The sequence below is a fragment of the Cupriavidus sp. PET2-C1 genome (genome assembly GCF_054515855.1).
In genome coordinates this window covers 38,103-53,503 of sequence record NZ_CM137260.1, presented here as the reverse complement: position 1 = coordinate 53,503, position 15,401 = coordinate 38,103, and the positions used below count along the sequence as shown (strand labels likewise).

Annotated in this window: 13 protein-coding genes and 1 pseudogene; 5 read left to right on the top strand and 9 right to left on the bottom strand. The window is 63.0% G+C overall.

What is annotated here, in order from left to right:
• Positions 1-237 precede the first annotated feature (237 nt).
• Positions 238-1,047 carry a tetratricopeptide repeat protein gene (locus ACX12D_RS20230; RefSeq protein WP_459375312.1) on the bottom strand — a complete coding sequence of 270 codons (810 nt, stop codon included), beginning with the start codon at positions 1,045-1,047 and terminating at the stop codon, positions 238-240.
• A gap of 7 nt (positions 1,048-1,054) precedes the next feature.
• On the bottom strand, positions 1,055-1,969 hold the full coding sequence (ku, locus tag ACX12D_RS20225; RefSeq protein ID WP_459375311.1) for a non-homologous end joining protein Ku: 915 nt from the start codon (positions 1,967-1,969) through the stop codon (positions 1,055-1,057).
• A gap of 254 nt (positions 1,970-2,223) precedes the next feature.
• Here ku and ligD point away from each other — a divergent pair, with 254 nt between their 5' ends.
• A complete protein-coding gene (gene ligD / locus ACX12D_RS20220; protein ID WP_459375310.1) occupies positions 2,224-4,785 on the top strand; it encodes a DNA ligase D in 2,562 nt (853 codons plus the stop codon).
• 35 nt (positions 4,786-4,820) lie between these two features.
• Here the strand turns inward: ligD and ACX12D_RS20215 are convergent.
• Positions 4,821-4,922: pseudogene (locus ACX12D_RS20215) on the bottom strand (AraC family transcriptional regulator); the annotation flags it as partial.
• On the opposite strand from ACX12D_RS20215, the gene ACX12D_RS20210 reads away from it, so the two are divergent.
• Complete coding sequence (locus ACX12D_RS20210) at positions 4,907-5,410, top strand: hypothetical protein (protein WP_459375309.1); 504 nt, start codon at positions 4,907-4,909, stop codon at positions 5,408-5,410. The pseudogene ACX12D_RS20215 and the gene ACX12D_RS20210 sit on opposite strands and share 16 nt — an antisense overlap.
• 91 nt (positions 5,411-5,501) lie before the next feature.
• Here the strand turns inward: ACX12D_RS20210 and ACX12D_RS20205 are convergent, their stop codons facing one another.
• From ACX12D_RS20205 to ACX12D_RS20190, 4 genes are read right to left on the bottom strand one after another with little or no spacing between them, the layout of a single operon-like run.
• The gene (locus ACX12D_RS20205) at positions 5,502-6,245 is read right to left on the bottom strand and encodes a VWA domain-containing protein (RefSeq protein ID WP_459375308.1); all 744 of its coding nucleotides are present in this window, start codon (positions 6,243-6,245) and stop codon (positions 5,502-5,504) included.
• A complete protein-coding gene (locus ACX12D_RS20200) occupies positions 6,233-7,300 on the bottom strand; it encodes a hypothetical protein (protein WP_459375307.1) in 1,068 nt (355 codons plus the stop codon). The genes ACX12D_RS20205 and ACX12D_RS20200 overlap by 13 nt, the downstream gene beginning before the upstream one ends.
• 24 nt (positions 7,301-7,324) lie before the next feature.
• Positions 7,325-7,963, bottom strand: coding sequence for a TerD family protein (locus ACX12D_RS20195; protein ID WP_441630946.1), 639 nt, complete (start codon positions 7,961-7,963; stop codon positions 7,325-7,327).
• 17 nt (positions 7,964-7,980) lie between these two features.
• Positions 7,981-9,177 carry a hypothetical protein gene (locus ACX12D_RS20190; RefSeq protein ID WP_459375306.1) on the bottom strand — a complete coding sequence of 399 codons (1,197 nt, stop codon included), beginning with the start codon at positions 9,175-9,177 and terminating at the stop codon, positions 7,981-7,983.
• 183 nt (positions 9,178-9,360) lie between these two features.
• Between ACX12D_RS20190 and ACX12D_RS20185 the strand changes: the two genes are divergently transcribed.
• Complete coding sequence (locus ACX12D_RS20185) at positions 9,361-9,978, top strand: hypothetical protein (RefSeq protein ID WP_459375305.1); 618 nt, start codon at positions 9,361-9,363, stop codon at positions 9,976-9,978.
• An 89-nt stretch (positions 9,979-10,067) separates the two neighbouring features.
• On the opposite strand, the gene ACX12D_RS20180 is transcribed toward ACX12D_RS20185, so the two are convergent.
• Positions 10,068-12,710, bottom strand: a complete 2,643-nt coding sequence (locus ACX12D_RS20180) for a bifunctional diguanylate cyclase/phosphodiesterase (protein WP_459375304.1) — start codon at positions 12,708-12,710, stop codon at positions 10,068-10,070.
• Positions 12,711-12,857: 147 nt separating this feature from the next.
• A complete protein-coding gene (locus tag ACX12D_RS20175; protein ID WP_459376621.1) occupies positions 12,858-13,085 on the bottom strand; it encodes a hypothetical protein in 228 nt (75 codons plus the stop codon).
• On the opposite strand from ACX12D_RS20175, the gene ACX12D_RS20170 reads away from it, so the two are divergent.
• Positions 13,029-13,214, top strand: a complete 186-nt coding sequence (locus ACX12D_RS20170; protein ID WP_459376609.1) for a helix-turn-helix domain-containing protein — start codon at positions 13,029-13,031, stop codon at positions 13,212-13,214. The two genes, ACX12D_RS20175 and ACX12D_RS20170, sit on opposite strands and share 57 nt — an antisense overlap.
• 185 nt (positions 13,215-13,399) lie before the next feature.
• Complete coding sequence (gene dhaL / locus ACX12D_RS20165) at positions 13,400-15,112, top strand: dihydroxyacetone kinase subunit DhaL (protein ID WP_459375303.1); 1,713 nt, start codon at positions 13,400-13,402, stop codon at positions 15,110-15,112.
• The last annotated feature ends 289 nt before the right edge of the window (positions 15,113-15,401 follow it).

Here is a 15,401-nt window from a genome sequence, read left to right as displayed (position 1 = left end):
GCGGCGCCTGCTGCTTCCCGATCGACCGCCCGCGGCCGCACAGATGTGGGACGCCGCTAGATTGCACAGCCCAGCCGCGCTCACAACACTGGAGGAAGCCGCGAAGGAGCCCTGGTCATGCCGGCTACCTCACGGTTGAGGCCGCCGAACCACACCATGCACAATTCGGCCTTGTAAGCAGCGGGAACTCGCAGATCTCGCCGCCCGAGCCTCACAGCCGCCTCCCCGCGCATTAGGTTAAGTCTGCAACCGGCGGTAGGTATTGAAATGTCGAATCGCCCGCATCCCGTTGCCGAGCGTCTCGTATATTCTGGCTGCATTGAAATGCGCATCGGCAAAGTCCGGTGCAAGCGCGATGCATCGCTCATAGCTTGAGAGTGCCTCCCTTGTTCGACTCATGTCCTCCAGGGCGACACCAAGATTGAAGTGGAGCAGTGGTTCGTTCGGCAGATGTGAGATTCCGAAACAGTACAGTTCCACCGCGTCGCCAAACCGGCCGGCGTCGCACAACATGCAGCCCAGGTTGAGGTAGGGATCAAGAAATGTTGGTTCGGCCTCCAGTGCTTGACGGTATGCAACCTCGGCTTCGAGCGGCTTCTCCGTTTCCAGCTCGGCGCCGACGCGGAACCATTCCTGCGCCTCGGCCGCCGGCGCCCGTGCATCGTGCAGAGACTCCACGACCGCCGCGCCCGGTTCACCAGGCTCAAAGTCCATCAGCATCTGGCCCGACACGGCCTGCCATCCCCTACCCTCGTCCTTTGTCGCCACCTCGTTGCCCATCGCACGAATCCGCACACCGGTCAGCGGCTGGCCAGTGCCGCGAGAGGCCTTCACCCTCGCTAGCGCGCGGACAATCAGCCGCGTTGCGATCTTGGCGTCATGCAGCGAATTTGCTGTCCGGAGAAGCACCATGTCCTGAAACGTGAAGAGGAGTTTCCGGCGCGGCCCGCGGGCGGGCGTGATGATCCCCTCGGTGACCAGCCTGGTGGCCACCGAGCGCGGGATGCCAAGCATCGTCTCGGCGTCCTTCAGGGTGTACGTCGGCATTGGCCCGTCACTTTTTCGCCGATGAAGCTCGCTTGGCGGGAGTTGGCGCCGGCGCGAGCGCCGCTGTGGCACGCCTCCCAGTCTTCTTGCTCTTGCCCTGCTCTGCAGCCGCCGAGGTCGCTGCCTTCGTTCCGCCTTGTTTGCGCTGGGCCATGCTCGCGCGCAGGGCCTCCATCAGGTCGATCACTTCCGCGCCCTGCCGCGGCTCGCTTCGCTCCTCGCTCACGGCTATCTTCTTGCCCGCGATCTTCTTGTCGATTGCCGCCAAGATGCGGTCTTTCTCCTCATCCTTGTAAGCCGTCGGGTCGTACCCTTCCACCGAGTTCTGTTCGATCAGCTGTTTAGCCAAAGCCAGCTCGGCCGGCTGCACCTCAGCCTTCTCCACGTGCAGATCCAGCATCGATCGGACCTCGTCAGCGTAGAGCAATTGCTGGAGCACCAAGCCCTCGTCGATCGCCCGCACCTGCACCATGTACTGCTTGCCTTTCCAGACCCACTGCGCGAGCGCACAGGTCCCGGTCTTTCGCATGGCTTCGGCCAACAAGTTGTATGGCTTACCACCGCGCTTGTCCGGGCCCAGGTAGTAGGCCTTGTCGAAATAGATAGGGTCGATGGCTCTGGCCGGCATGAACGACACGATATCGATCGTGTGCTTCGCCTCGTCTTCCAACGCCTTCAGCTCGTCCGGTTCAAACACAGCATAGTGATCCGGCTCGAACTCATAACCCTTGACCATCTCGGACCGCTCGACCACCACGTCTTCGCGGATGCACACATACTGCTGCTTGAGCCTGGACCCGCATCCCTTGTGCAGCAGATTGAAGCCGACCCCCGAGTTGCTTTCCGTGGCGCTGAAGATCTTCACTGGGATCGACACGAGGCCGAAGCTGAGGGAGAGCGAAGCGATGGAACGGGCAGCCATGGCGATCACCGTACGGGTAGGGAGTACACCGATCTAGCTTAGATCGTGCCCGCAGGAATGGCGACGCTGCGGATGCCCCTTGAGGATAGACAAGCACTTTTCCGCAGAGGCATGTGCAGAGTTCAAACCTCGCACGCGTGTCATTTCTGGCTTGCCACAGCATCCTCGCAAGCGAATGTCGGACATCGGCCTATTGTGTCCCTGGGCTCCGGGGAAAATACTTCGATCACACGTATCCAATGGGGACAGGCTCCATGGCCAAGTCCGCACCAACCAACGCGCGCAGCCTGACGCGGTATCGCCAGAAGCGTGACTTCGCGGCCACTACGGAGCCGAGGGGCGAGACCGCGCGGTCAATCGCGTCCGGCGCTAGCGGCGCACTGAGCTTTGTCGTGCAGAAGCATGCGGCTCGCCGGCTACACTACGATTTTCGTCTTGAGCTTGAGGGTACCCTCAAGAGTTGGGCAGTCCCCAAAGGGCCCAGCCTGGATCCCACAGAGAGGCGGATGGCCGTGCATGTCGAGGATCACCCGCTGGAATATGCGAGCTTCGAAGGCGTGATCCCGCCCAAGGAGTATGGGGCCGGCACCGTCATCGTTTGGGATCGAGGGACGTGGATGCCGGTCGGCGATCCGGTGGCCGGCATCCACAGCGGCAAGCTGAAGTTCGAGCTGCAAGGTGAGAAGCTGCATGGCCATTGGACCTTGGTCAGGATGCACGGCCGCGATGACGAGCGTCAGGAACCGTGGCTCTTGATCAAGGAGCGGGATGCGTTTGCGCGCTCCGCCGCAGAGTACGACATCACCGAAGCCCTGCCGGACAGCGTGCTGGCCAAGGTCAACAGCCAATCTGCCGCCGGTGGTAAAGCGAAGACTGCCGTGCCAAAGCCGCGTCGCTCGCGGCCGGGGCAGAGCCGACAGGTACTACCCGCCGCAGCACGCCCTGCCGCCCTTCCGCTTGCGTTTGCCCCGCAACTGGCGACGCTCGCTTCAGCAGTGCCGCGCAACGCCGAACAATGGGCCTATGAGATCAAGTTCGACGGCTATCGGTTGTTGGCACGAGTCGACGGCGACGACATCCGTCTCTTTACAAGACGTGGCCATGACTGGACATCGCGCCTCAAATCGCTTGCGGCGGGGATACGCGCTCTTGGCCTCGGCTCAGCCTGGCTGGATGGGGAGATCGTGATACTCGGCGACAAGGGCATTACGGACTTCCAGGCGCTGCAGAGTGCTTTTGAACGATCGCAGGTGGAGGACGTTCAGTACTTCGTCTTTGACCTCCCCTTCTTTGCGGGCCACGATCTACGTCAAGTCCCCTTGGCCGAGCGCAGGGCGCTGCTGAAGGATGTGATGGCCGTACCCGGTGCAACGCAAGCCAGGTACAGCGAGGCCTTTGAGGGCACGCCCGACGACCTTCTTGCCGCAGCGTGCAAGATGGGCCTGGAAGGCCTGATTGGCAAGCGCGTCGACGCGCTGTACGTCTCCGCCCGGGCGCCCAGCTGGATCAAGCTCAAATGCAAAAACCAGCAAGAATTTGTCATCTGCGGATTCACGACCCCGAAGGGAAGCCGACAAGGCCTCGGCGCGCTCCTGCTTGGCGTGCACGATGAGGCCGGCAAGCTGCACTATGCGGGCAACGTTGGAAGCGGCCTCGATTCGCCGATGCTGGCCAAGCTGCTCGCACTGCTGACCGAGCTTGAAATGCCAACCTGCCCCTTCGAGAAGCCGCCACCACGTTTAACCGGCCGATGGGTCAAGCCGAAGCTGGTCGCCGAGATCTCGTTCTCCGACTGGACCAAAGAAGGCCGAATCCGGCATCCCGTCTTCCATGCCTTGCGCGCTGACAAGGCAGCGGGGAACGTGACAAGGGAGCTGCCAGTCGAAGTGGAACAACCCCGGCCTCGGCCAGCGCGCTCGGTCAAGGTATCCAATGCGGAACGTGTGATTGATCCGTCGACCGGAATGACGAAAGGTGATCTGGCCGGTTTCTACGAAGCCATTGCACCGCACATGCTGCCTCATCTCCGCGAGCGCCCTGTGTCCTTGGTACGCGGGCCAATGGGCATCGACGGCGAGCTGTTCTTTCAGAAGCACGCCGAGACCATCAAGATTCCTGGCGTCAACGTCCTTGATGCCAGCCTATGGACGGGGCATCCGCCGCTCCTGGAGATCGCCAGCGAGACGGCCATCGTCGCCGCTGCGCAGCTGAATGTGATCGAGTTCCATACATGGAATGCGACCAAGCTTGCCATCGACAAACCGGATCGCATCATCTTTGACCTCGACCCGGGCGACGGCGTGCCGTGGCGACACGTGCTAGATGCCGCCATGCTGACGAAAACGATGCTGGATGAGCTTGGCCTGGTGAGCTTTCTCAAGACCAGTGGTGGCAAAGGCCTGCATGTCGTTGTGCCCTTTTCGCCCAAACTGCCGTGGACCACCGTTAAGAAGTTCTCGCAAGATGTCGTTCTTCATATCGCCCTGACCGTTCCGCAGCGCTTCGTTTCTAAGAGCGGGCCGCGCAATCGCGTGGGTAAGATCTTCATTGACTATCTGCGCAATGGCCGTGGCGCGACAACGGTGTCCGCATTCTCTGCCAGGGCGCGGCCAGGCCTCGGGGTTTCGATGCCGGCTTCCTGGGAGGAGCTGGAGGAGCTGTCAGCGGGCGATCATTGGACGATCCAGACCGCCCTGCAACGCGTGGAAGCCGCCGGCTACGTCGATCCGTGGGCGGGATATGCTGATACCAGGAAGGAGCAACAATTGGGTCCCGCGGCGCGGAGAATGCTAGGTCTAGCGGGAGTTGGCAAATGAGCGCGGCTTCGTTCATCAGTTCCATAAGCCGCTTAGGCCAGCATCAGCTTTGAACCAAACCGGATACGCTTCTGATACTGCAATGGGCTCAACGCCGTCACCGCCTTGAAATGGCGATGGAATGCCGAAACGCTCAACGCCGGGCGCGATCCGCACAGAGCTGGGCGGTGGAGTCATGCTCCTGCCGGGCAGCGGAGGCAGCGTCGCGATGTTCGGCTGCCTTGCCGGACAAGCCGTCGCGAGAACGAAGAATCCCTCGAGCATCAGGGTGGCCATGCACACGATCTGGCGGTCGACGAACGTTCCGGACATTGAGACCTTCGTCCACGTGACGGGCGACGGATTTCCGCAAGGTGATCTCTCGGCGCTTCCTGACGGACCGAGCGAGCAGGAGCGGTTGGCCAATCGGTATCAGGCCGTCGTCGAAATCACCGATTCCGACGGCGAGGTCGTCCGATCGGTTCTCGATACGGTCAACGGCTACACGTTCACGGCGACGGCTGCCGCCGAGGCAGGCCGGCGCGTTCTGGCCGGCGAGAGCCGTCCGGGTTTCCAGACTCCTGCGATGCTGTTCGGAAATGGCTTTGCCGAGACAATCGCCGACACCACCATCGTCGACGTGTGAGGAGCGGCCAATGCAGAAGCTCGTCGATACATTCATTCGGACCGCTAATACCTTCGATGTCGACGACGCGCCGTAGCCGCCGTGCCACGACTTAGGACTTCAGCCAGGTAATCAGCTCTTCACTGATGAAGCGTATGTTCAGCTCGTCGTCTGACAGGGCCACGAATGCACGCAAATTGTCGATGCCGACAAATCCCGTGTTATCGAACTCGTCGCCCAGCTGTTCGAGGAAGGGGAAGCCGCCACCCTGGTTAGATACACCGATGAAGAGGAAGTAAACCTCGTCCCTGCGTTCCTGAGATGCACGCAGCACGTCCAGCGTGCGGCCCCTATCCGAGTTTTCGCCGTCAGTGATGACAATCACCAGGCTGCGGCGCTTCTGACCGGACTGCACTACCTTGTCCTTCTTTCCGAAGAAGCGGCCGATGACGCTCGCCTTCTCAACGACTTGCGTCCAGCCGAAATGCGCCAGCATGCGCTCGAGCACGTAGGAGTAGTCCGTGCCGCCGTTCCAGCCGTTGACCTTGCCGATAATCTGCTTCTTCACGAAGCCCTGGTAGTTGTCCGCGTTGATGGGGCACACGTTTTCGACATGCGATGCACCGTTAGAGAAGGTAAAACAGTCGACCTTCTTGTCCGGGTCGAAGGCGAGGCCCCAGGGAATCAGGCGCGTGAGCAGGTCATTGGTCACGCCGTCACGATGTTCGTCCTCGAACGAGCCCGACACATCGATTGCGATGCCAACCTCAAGCTCGGGCGGCTTCACCACGCCAGCCTTCTGGAGGTTGAGCACCAGAGCCTGGGTCGCCTTTTCGAGGTTCACTACGAGAGCCATGCTTTCTTCCTTTCAAGAAATTGAGTCAGGTCACTGAGCTTTTCCAGCACCAGGTACCGTTGTGTTTCGTTCGGTTTGTCGGTCAGCCCGGCGAGTTGCCCATACACCGCGGGCAACTTGACCAGCACGCCGTCCTGCACCAGGAGCACCAGTTCCTTGAACCTGGTCTCATCCTGGCGCAACGAGAGAATATTTTCCTGCGCCATGGCTTGCGACGTGGCGAGGGCCATCAGCCGTGACTGCAGCAGCAGTGCCTCATCCGAGCGTAGGCCGTCCAGCAGGTACTCGCCGGCGAGGAAGACCCCTTCCAACTCATCCTGGGCGGCCACGTTGCGTGCGACCAGTTCCGCGAACGAAGACAGTAACGCCATCACCGCCTTCCCGTCGGTCGAGAGCCGAGACTCGAGCTGGCGAATCTCCGCCTCGTTTCGCATCCAGACTGCGTTCGCTGACTTTTTCAGGAAGCCACCTGCCATTGCATCCACAATCTCGGCCAGCAGCCTGTGCAAGCGGGTCATCAGCGCAGCAACCTGTCTCGGAGCAGTCGCCTCAAGCAGCTGAAGGCGGTCCTTGATGACTGCGTTGACGTTCTCCTGCGCGGCCACCCCGAAGGCCAGCCAGTCCGCCGACCCCATGCTGTCGGCCACAACCCCTGCCAATACCGCGCGCGCCTGGGTGATACACCCGGGCTTCGCGCCAGGAAAGCGGCGCACCAGGTCCTCTGGCGTTACCGAGACCAAGCGACGGAGGCTACCGGCCATCGCCGAAGGATGAACCGGTGCAGCGGCCTCCGGAATCCGTTCGACAGTGACGGCTGACACGGCAGTAGGCGCCAGCGCCGATGCGGCCGTGACCGGCGCGCTCAGGCCATTCGAGGGCAGTACGGTCGGCCGGACGACGGTCGGCGAGGGTACTTTCGCAGGCGCCCCGACGCCGGGCAGCGCGGCGGGCTGGATAACGGTCACTTGAGGACGCGTCTGGAGGCCGCCATCCACGGCAGGCGTTGCCGGTGCGCTAACTGCGTCACCGCCAATCACTGTGACTTTGTACGTCATGATGGAGCGCCTCCGCTCGACTGCTTAGGAGAAGTGGCCCAGCACACCGTTGAAGTCAGTATTGAAGCCCACGCCAACGCCGACGAACGAGGCACCGTTGCCGTCCACCACGATGGAGCCCATCTGCACGCCGACGAAGGCGCCGAACTGGCTGGACAGGCCTACATCGAGCTGGGGCTGGCCAGCACTGTTTTCGATGATGACGCGCGCGTTCTCGACGTGCTTGAAAGTCTTGCCAGACGCCTGCGGGTGAATCATCGCGAGCAGGGGGATCTCGAGATGGCCGGCCGCCGGCATCGTGAGCAGGCGCGGCTTGACGGTGACATACTCGTCGTCGCCTGCCAGGCTGCCGTCGCGCGCATCCGGACTATGGACCAGTGCGCCGCCATGCACCGAGAACGTCTTGTCCGCGGCCAGCGGCAGCGTGCCGGCCTTCACGCCACCTTCTAGCACGCGCTCGACGTTGTAGGTGGACAGGATGTCGCCAAGGCTCGACGCCTTCGCCCCGCTGCCGGTGTTGACGGTCACCAGCGCGTGCAGGTCGAGGTCGGTATTGCCGTCCCACGACAGGCGAACCTTGAACTCCTCGCCCTTGTTCAGGTTCAGGGAAAGCTTCGGTGCGGCTTCGCCCGGCTTCGACAGATTCAGTACCAGATTGCTCATGCTATCTTTTCTTTGCGTTAGAAGGTTTGCGGTGCGACCGTCGCCGCAGGATTGAGTTGACTACCGAGGTTCAGCAGGTCCTGCCGTACTTGCGACATTGTGTTGCGGGCCTCCTCGAACTTCGCCTGATTCGTGGCGCGAGCGGCCTGCACGATGGACTGCAGCGCCTGCGTATCGGTGACGACGCGTTTCAGGTTATTGGCCTGATCGAGGCGATTGTTACCCGGGGCCGTAGCGGCCGTAGCCACCACGTTCTGCATCAGCCTGGAGCGTACTTCCTGAAGATTCTTGTCCAGGTTCGCGCCGGACTGGCCGAGACGCTGGACGTTCTGCACCATTTGCGCGCCGTGAATCGTCAGTAGCGTCATGCGAATGCTCGCGAAGCGGTCCCCCATCGTGACGATGAGTTCTTGCAGCGTCGATACGCCTGCGTTCTGCAGCTGGCGAATCACCAGCTGTTCAGCCGGCAGCTTGGTCATCATGGCTTCACGGGCCAGGGCAACCGATTCGAGCGCCTGCAGCTTGTCTTGTATCTCCTGCTGCAGGGCAATGTCCTGCCCTGCACCCGCCAGAAGAGCCGGTGCTTCGGCTTGCGCCTTCTTCAAGGCGTTGTGCAGGAAGGCCGCTTCTTGCGCGAATGCGACGAAACTCTTGCGGTATTCCGCCTTCTGCGCATCCATCACTTGCAGGTCGTCGTTGAGCCTGTTCATTTCGATACGGAGCTTGTTCTCCATACCGTTGACCTCCTCGCTCAGGGTCTTCGACTTGAGCTTGGCGATGCGTGCCAAATCCTCGTAGACCTTGTCCATCGCGCGCTGCATCGACTTCTTGCTGAACAGGCCGATGATTCGGTCCTTGATGCCCGGCTTGGCGTTCAGGATGGCGTCGGCCAACTCGCCGAGCTTCTCCTTCGCCACCGCGTCGTTGAGCGCGTCCACCAGCTTGAACAGTTGCGGATTATCCGCCTTGTTGATGCGAGCGAGGAAGCCGTCGAGCACCCGGTTAAGGTTCAGCGTGGGCTCGGCCCCGAGCGCGACAATTTGAGCTTGGGGCATGGCGGCGAAGTTGAATGCCGCCACGCGGTTCTCGATGCTGGCCAGCTGAGCGGGCTCGAGCATGACCGGGAAATTCATGGGCAGCGCCACGCCGGGCGCCGGCTCCATGTTGGGGTTCAGCGCGGTGTCGTGCACCGCAGTGATGGCAGTCGGTTGCATTGATTGTTCCTTACGCAGTCGCGGCGGCCTTATACTCGTCCACTAATCTGCTGATTGCCAAGCTGCACCGCATTAGTACGGCGCTTTCAGCCCATTTACCGAATGGACAAACTGTTGCCCTTGGGCGGTAGGCCTTAAGTCCTTGTTCAAACCGGCGTAATTCTTACTACAAACGTGACCTATATGTCCAGCGGCGCGATCGATCTTGGCAAGTCCATGCTCATGGCGGGCTCGCTTTATCTATGGGAGATCGTGCGCTGCTGCGTTGCTGGGCTGGTGCTCAGCATGATTGCATTTGCGTTTGTGGCCAACAGCACCGAAGGCACGGGCTGGGCGCTGGCGGCGGTGGTATTCCTGATTGGCTTTCCCGTGGCGTATTACTTGGTCGGCCACCAGCGGGCGCTCGACCGCGTGCTCGGTGCGCTCGCGAACGCCCATGGCGAGCGCTTCTACGATGCCACGCTAGGCCGCTTCGTCGCCTCGTTGCAAGCGCAGCAGCCCGATGCATTGGCCAGCCTGCTTGCCAAGCCGCAAGCATTGACCGCCCGTTTCCGTGGCTTTCTCGAAGACGGCGAGCTCAAGCCGCGGCTGGCACGCCGCGTGGCCCTGCATTTTGCGGACAAGGTGATAGCGGCGGTGCCGTTTGCTGGGCTGGCCGCGCAGGACGCACCTGCAGCCATGCGCTTGGCTGCCGTCACCGCGCTGCAAGACCAGTTCGACGCGTCCTGGCAGCCTTTCCTGGTCGTGGCTGCTGGCCAGGCCGCCGCAGCCGTCGCTGCCTGGTGGTGGCTGTCCCGCTAAGCGCATCGGCTGAAGCTCATCGAGAGTCGGCGGGCGAATCCGCACTCGCGGATTCACCGTTGGCGCAGAGGATTAGGGCGCCGCTCGCCTCAAGTCACGGCACTCACGAAGGCCTCGAACGCCCTGGCCTCCACCGGCGGACAGAAGAAGTGGCCTTGCCCATAGTCGCAGCCGGCAGCCAGCAGGATGTCGCGCTGCGACTCGGTCTCGACGCCCTCGGCAATCACCCGGATGCGCAGTGCATGCGCCATGCTGATGATGGCGCGGCACAAGGCCACGTCGTCCGGGCCCCGCGTCAGCGAGCGGATGAAGGACTGGTCGATCTTGATGTAGTCGATGTCCAGGCGCCGCAGGTACGACAAGGACGAGTAGCCGGTGCCGAAGTCGTCGAGCGCGATCTCGATGCCGGCCGCCTGGAAGCGGGAGAGCTGGTCCATGACATCGGCGTTCTGCTCCATCAGCGAGCCTTCGGTGATCTCGATGACGAGGCTGCCCACCGGCACGTTCCTGCGCTCGATCATGCTGGACCAGGACTCGGGCCCGTTCGCAGGCGCGCAGAACTCCACCGGTGATTTGTTGACCGAGATCTGGAAGCCCTTGCCCAGCAGCACCTGCCAGCGCGCAAGCTGGTTTAGCGCTTCCGTCAGCACCCAGCGGCCGATGTCGATGATGAGGCCGGATTCCTCCGCAACGGCAATGAAATCGGCCGGGTGGATCGGCCCGCGTACCGGATGGTCCCAGCGGATCAGGGCCTCGGCCTTGCAGACCTTGCCCGTGCGCAGATTGACAATGGGCTGGTAGTGCAGCGCGAACTGCCCGGACGCCAGCGCCGTGCGCAGGTCCTGCGTGATGCGCAAGCGCTCCCTCTCTGCCTGCAGCAGCGCCTGGGTGAAGACCTTCCAGCGATTGCGGCCCTCCTCCTTGGCGGCAAACATCGCCTGGTCGGCGCACACCAGCAGGGCCTCGGCGTTGTCGGCGTCGTTGGGGTAGGTCGCCACGCCGATGCTGGCCGACACCACCACCAGCTCGCCGGCCAGGCGGTAAGGCGCGGCAATCCGCTCCAGGATCGCCTGGGCAATGCCCCCGGCAACGCCGGCATCGCCCACCGCGGGCAGGATCACGGTGAACTCGTCGCCGGCCAGCCGCGCCACGGTATCCGACGCGCGCACCGATGCCGCAATGCGCCGCGCCGCCTCCAGCAGCAGCAGGTCTCCCTGGTCGTGGCCGAGGGTATCGTTCACCTCCTTGAAGCGATCCAGGTCGATGAACAGCAGCGCCAGCACATCCTGCGTGCCGCGCGAACGCTCGATCTCCTGTTCCAGCCGGTCGAAGAACAGGCGGCGGTTGGGCAGATCCGTGAGCGCGTCGAAATTCGCCTGGTGCCGGATGACTTCCTCCGCCTGGAGCTTCTCGGTCATGTCATGGATCAGCGCAACGCGGCGGCGCTCGCCATACGCGTGGGCCAGGTAGGTATCCACGGTCAGGTAGGCGGGAAACTCGCTGCCGTCCTTGCGGCGAATCGACAATTCGCCGCTCCATCTGCCCTTGGCTGCCACGGTGGCCCGCAGGCGCTCGACCAGCCCTGCCGTATTGGCTGCCCCGCTGACGCTATAGCCCGAACGGCCCTTGACCTCCTCGGCCGTATAGCCCGTGGCGGCGGCAAAGGCCGGATTCACGTCGATGATGGTGCCATCGAGCGACGTCACCACCATGGCCTCGCTGCTGGACGAATAGACCAGCGAAGCCAGCCGCATCTCCTCCATGTGGCGCCGTCGCTCCCCCATGGAGCGGCGCAGGCTGTAGTACAACAGGCCAAGCAGCAGCGTGGAAGCAATGGCACCGGCCAAGACAACGCGGCGATAGACCTCGTAGGGCGCCAGCACCATGCCGACCGACTCGCCCACCACGAAATTGAGCCCGAACTCCGGCGCTCGGTAATAGCCGAAGACCCGCTCCACGCCTTCGGAACCCGACACCGCCCGATAACTACCAGACTGGGGCGACTCGCTGGCGAGGTACGGCCTGCTGCTGACCGCCCTGGCCAGCGCGCCTTCCAGGGCCGGCACGCGCGCGAGGACCTGGCCGGAAGTCTTGATGACCGACGCCACTTCGCCATCGCGGTTAGTGAACGTCTGCGCAAAGCTGGCGAACTGCTCCGGACTGACCGAGACCACGATGACCCCGTCGAAGCTGCCCGCGCGCAGGATGGGGCGCGTGAACTGGATCGACCATTTGCGCGAAACCTTGCCCTTCACCGGGTCGCTGATGAACAGCATGTCGCGCCCGCCCGCGTTCTGATGGACCCGGAAATGCTCGCGCCCGCTCAGGTCGACCTTCTCGCCGGGCGCGGGCGGGGCGATGGACGAGTAGATGAGCAGGCCATGCTTGTCGATCACCGACACCTGGAACGACAGGTCCACCACCAGGTTCTCCCGCTCATGCACCATGTTGACGAACCCCGGCTGGCCGACCAGCCAACTGGCCCGCAGGTCGAGGAGGAACTCGGACAGCCGCAGGATGCTGGATTTCGAGTACGCGCCGAACGCCCGGGACTGCGCCTGGGTACGCTCCGCGGCATCGTGCAGCAAGCGGTCCCGCTCGCTCACGAGCTGAAACGCCGCGAACGCCCATGTTGCAATCAACCACGCCGCCGCCCCCAGGTTCAACGGGGAAAAGACCTGGCGCAGGCGCTGCAGCGCCTTGCCATATCGGGTGATCGAGCGTTCTGGCATCAAATGGGTATCGCAGTGCAGCGAGGAATCGGCATCGATAACAGGCTAGTCGATATCGGCGAACCCGACAAGCAGCACGCACTCTAGTCCCGTGCTCACCGCGTGGAGCCGGGCCGGCGTCCCTCGCGCGCCGCAGCCAGCCGGGGGCTAAGGCGCGGTCCACATTGAACTGCCCCATGGCTTGCCCAACCAGCCTGCCCCAGCCAGTAGGGTATCCAGTCGCCGCCGCATCTCGCCGGCCCGGATCTGCAACTCCACCATCTCCGGTTGCAACAGCGTCTCCAGCGGGGTCGCGCCATCCTGCCCGCGGCCGCCGAGGTGCCGCGCCACGAACTCGATCGCGGTCTCGGTCTGCGCGAGGCCGTGGTCGAGCATGGCCTGGCGGTCTGGCGTGCCGCGGAGAAGCCGGGATTGTCGCGCCGGCAGGTGGAGCGCTTGGCGCAGCGGTACCGGGCGGATGGTCCGAGCGGCCTCGGTTCGCGCGAACGCGGCCGCCCCAGCTAGATGGCCGCTGGCCGCCAGATAGCGGACGCCGGGCCAGCCCGATTCCGGAGGGCTGCTACCGGCCCGGTTGATTCCGCTTAACATAGGAAATAGTCACCGTGGCTGGCTGCGTCGCTGGACGGATGCCTTGGCGGTGCTCCAGCCAGCATTCCTGGCGACAGATTCAGGCGATAGGGAACATCACGATGAAGAAACTGATCAATGACCCGCTTTTAGTGGTCGACGAAATGCTTGAGGGCGTTGTATTGGCCGACCACAGGCTGACGCTGCTGGAAGGCGAGAACACTGTCGTTCGCAAAGACTTCCAGGCGCTCGCTGCCGCCAACAAGGTGAGCATCATTTCGGGCGGCGGCGCCGGCCACGAACCTGCCCACGGGGGGTACGTAGGCAGCGGCATGCTGACTGCCGCCGTTGCCGGGCCGGTATTTACCTCGCCCAGCGTCGACGCCGTTCTCAACGCCATCATGACTGTCGCCGGCCCGGCCGGCGTGCTTCTGATCGTGAAGAACTACACCGGCGATCGCCTTAACTTCGGCCTGGCCGCGGAGATTGCCAGAACGTTCGGCGTGAAGGTCGAGATGCTGGTCGTGGGCGATGACGTTGCCCTGAACGACAACGGCGGCCTGGTGGGCCGCCGCGGCATTGCCGGCACGGTGTTCATTCATAAGGTCGCAGGCGCTGCGGCCGATGCCGGTCTATCGCTCATGGAGGTCAGGGCCGAGGCTCAACAGGCAGCCGCAGGCTTGTTCAGCATGGGGCTGGGGCTAAGCGCCTGTACGGTACCTGCCGCCGGAAAGCCAGGCTTCAAGATGGAAGACAACGAAGTCGAATACGGGCTCGGCATCCACGGCGAGAGTGGCGTGCGTCGTGGCCCTATCCAGCGGGCGGATGAAATGGTCAACGTTCTCCTGGAACGGATCATCGAGCAAGGCCGATTGAAAGCAGGCGATCGTGTAGCACTGATGGTCAATAACCTTGGCGCTACGCCAGCGCAAGAATTGGACATTGTCACGCGCCGGGTCCTGTTGGGATGTGCTGCGCACGGCATCAAGGTGGAAGCTGCGATGGTCGGCACCTTTCTTACCGCGTTGGAAATGGCCGGCTGTTCGATCTCCCTCATGCGGGTCGACGATTCGATTCTGGCACGCCTCAACGCCTCCGCCAGCGCCACCGCCTGGCACGGCATGACCGTTCCCGCGGTTGAAGTCGCCAGGCAGTCTTGTGGCAAAGCGGCGGAACAGATTGCAACCCAGGGCGCTGCGTGGCCTGCGGCCAACGCCGAGGTGTTCAGGCGAGTCCTGCAGTCGGTCACCCAAGCTTTGCAGCGCAACGAGGAGATCCTGACCGAGCTGGACTCTGTTGTCGGGGATGGCGACATCGGCATCAGCCTCGCCCGGGGCGCACGCGCGATCGACGACGCACTCGATACCCTCGCTCTGGATCGGCCGGCCATTGCCCTGCAGCAGATATCGGGCATTCTGCGCCGGGTCCTGGGGGGAACATCCGGCCCGTTGTATGCGGTATTTGCCTTGCGTGCCGGCGTTGCCCTTTCGACCAGCACGAGCCTCGCCTCGATTTCCGCCTGGGCCGAAGCGCTGCAAGCAGGCTGCGACGGCATGGTCGGACTTGGTGGTGCTGGAGCGGGTGACAGAACGATGCTCGATGCCCTGCTGCCTGCGGCCCTGGCATTGCACTCGCAGGATGAAGGCCAGAGCGCATTGCGTGCCGCGAATCAGGTAGCGAATGCAGCCTTGAGGGGCGCGGAAGCGACGCGCAACATGATGCCGCTGAAAGGTCGTTCGTCCTACATTGGAGAACGCGCGCTCGGGCATGTGGACCCTGGCGCCTTTGCCATTGGCGTATGGACGAAAGCCATCGCTTCGGCCCTGGAGAAATAGTGCCGTTGCGGCAGATGGAATGAAAAAAGGGGCCGAAGCCCCTTTTTTCAAAGACCCACGGACTTCGATGGAAGTCCGTGGACATAATATCTGGAGCGGGAAACGAGGCTCGAACCAGGGACCTACGGATTAACGGTCCCGAGGCCTTGCTGAATTGAGCCCCAAAATCGGGGGGACCCGGATTCTCCCGTAAAACTAGCTCGCAGTGATGCGGGCTTTTGCGTGAGCATCCTTGTCGGCGAGCTGGGCCGCCAGCATGTCGTGACGCCGCACCACGACAGTGATCCCT